The following is a 2,605-nucleotide window of genomic DNA, read 5'->3' on the forward strand; positions in this document are numbered from 1 at the left end:
TCCCCGTTACAAAACGTTTGCGACTATGGGGTATGATCAATACCAATATCGAATATGCTTTTGGTGCCAGATATATACTTACTAAATATCTTTCGGCATCGACTCATTACGACAGTGACATGAAATTCGGTGCTGGGATTACTTTAACCTATTGATAACTAACAAGTAGTTACAAGAACTTAATATTAATTATAATGAAACATTCATATAGAATAGACGGCATGACCTGTAACGGTTGCCGCGCAAGAATTGAAAAAGCGTTGAACGAAATCAACGGTATAAAGGCGGTTGTCACGCTTAATCCTCCTGTTGCAACCATCACGATGGAGCAGCATATTCCGACTGAACGGCTACAAGAAGCTTTGTCTGCCATAGGTAATTATACTATTTCGTCCGACCACGGCGAGAACAAGCACAATGAGGGAAGCTCGTGTTGCAGCGTTGCAACACAGAAACCCATCGTGATACCCAAAGATATTCAGGCAGATGGAATATACTACTGTCCGATGTACTGCGAAGGCGATAAAATTTACCAGAAATCAGGTAACTGTCCTGTCTGTGGTATGAACCTAGAGAAGAAGCCAACCTTGCAAGTGGCTTCTGCAAAGTATGCCTGCCCCATGCACTGCGAAGGTGATAAAGTGTACGATAAGCCCGGGAATTGCCCTGTGTGCGGCATGGATTTAGTAGCAATAGCGACTCAGGGTGAGGACGACAATAAATCGTATCGTGATTTGCTGCGAAAATTCTGGATCGCAATTGTCTTCACGATTCCTGTATTCTTACTTGCCATGTTGGGCATGATACATGGGTTCTCGGATATTGTTCCTCCAAAGCTTTCAAGTTGGTTGCAGTTCGGATTTACCATTCCCGTAGTATTTTATGCCGCATGGATGTTTTTTGAGCGGGCATGGGTTTCTATCCGAACCATGAAGCTCAATATGTTTACTCTGATTGGTATTGGAACGGGAGCTGCATTTTTGTTCAGTATCGTAGGTTTGTTATTTCCTTCTGTCTTTCCCGCTCAGCTTAAAGATGAAATGGGATATGTCCACCTTTATTTCGAGGCAACAGTGGTTATTCTGACATTAGTGTTGCTCGGTCAACTTTTAGAAGCCAAGGCACACGGTCGCACTAATACTGCTTTAAAAGAACTATTGAAGCTTGCACCAACCGAAGCAACCCTTGTTGTCGAGGGACATGACCAAAAAATCAGTATTCAGGATATAAAGAAAGGCGATGTATTACGGGTTAAACCCGGAGAAAAGATACCCGTAGACGGATACATCCAAAAAGGCGAAAGCAGTATTGACGAATCGATGATTACCGGCGAGCCAATCCCTGCCGATAAAAAAGAGGGCGACAAGGTCAGCTCAGGAACTATCAATGGTACAAAATCATTTACAATGGTAGCCGAACGTGTAGGCGATGAAACACTATTGTCGCAAATAATAGCGATGGTCGACAGTGCAAGCCGTTCAAAAGCTCCCATCCAAAAGTTAGCGGATAAAGTTTCGGGCTGGTTTGTTCCGATAGTGGTACTAATTGCAGTCGCTACTTTCGTTGTGTGGGTTATATGGGGCGGCAGTTCCGCTTATGTTTTTGCCATAAGCAATGCCATTGCCGTGTTGATTATCGCCTGTCCGTGTGCCTTGGGTTTGGCAACACCCATGTCCGTAATGGTTGGCGTAGGCAAAGGTGCTCAAAACGGTATATTAATTAAAAATGCTGAGGCTCTTGAGCGAATGGATAAGATAGATGTGTTGATTACCGATAAAACGGGAACCATTACCGAAGGCAGGCCATCTGTTGAAAAGATGATACCATTGGGTGACTTTAGCCATGAAGAGGTTGTTCATTACAGCGGCTCGATCAACATTCACAGCGAACATCCGCTGGCTGAGGCTGTAGTTAAATATGCAAAAGAAAATAATGCTGTTTTAGCAGAGGTCTCGGAATTCGAAGCCATTGCCGGACAAGGTGTGGTTGGAACAATAGATGGAAAACGGGTAGCGTTAGGAAACAAAAAGTTAATTGACTCTATCTCTGCCGAAGTTGAAAAACAGGTTGTAGAACAACAAAATCTGGGCAAGACGGTGTCTTACCTGTCTGTTGATAACAAAGTCGCAGGCTTTGTAGTTATATCAGATGCTATTAAGCAAACCAGCAAACAGGCAATTCAAAATTTGATGAATCACGGTATAGAAGTAATTATGCTGACAGGAGATAATGAAAATACGGCTCGTGCCGTAGCCCGTGAACTGAATATGACGAGCTATAAAGCTGAGTGTCTTCCTGCGGATAAGCTGAACGAAATCAAGCGCCTGCAAGCTGAGGGTAAAATAGTAGCAATGGCGGGTGACGGTATCAACGATGCTCCTGCATTGGCTCAATCGGATATAGGTATTGCCATGGGAACCGGTACGGACGTTGCCATGGAGAGTGCTTTGATAACGTTGGTTAAAGGTGATCTGAATGGTATTGTCAAAGCCAAAGCCCTGAGCCATGCTACCATGCGAAATATTAAGCAAAACCTATTTTTTGCGTTCGTTTACAACTCGCTAGGTATTCCTTTGGCAGCCGGAATCTTGTTCCCTGTATTCGG

General features: G+C 43.8%; 1 protein-coding gene. It reads left to right on the top strand.

What is annotated here, in order from left to right:
- Positions 1–194 precede the first annotated feature (194 nt).
- Positions 195–2,605: heavy metal translocating P-type ATPase (locus G7Y56_RS18340; RefSeq protein ID WP_165045899.1), on the top strand; the 2,411-nt coding region annotated here is incomplete at its 3' end.

It is taken from the genome of Dysgonomonas sp. ZJ709 (assembly GCF_011039195.1).
GTDB lineage: Bacteria > Bacteroidota > Bacteroidia > Bacteroidales > Dysgonomonadaceae > Dysgonomonas.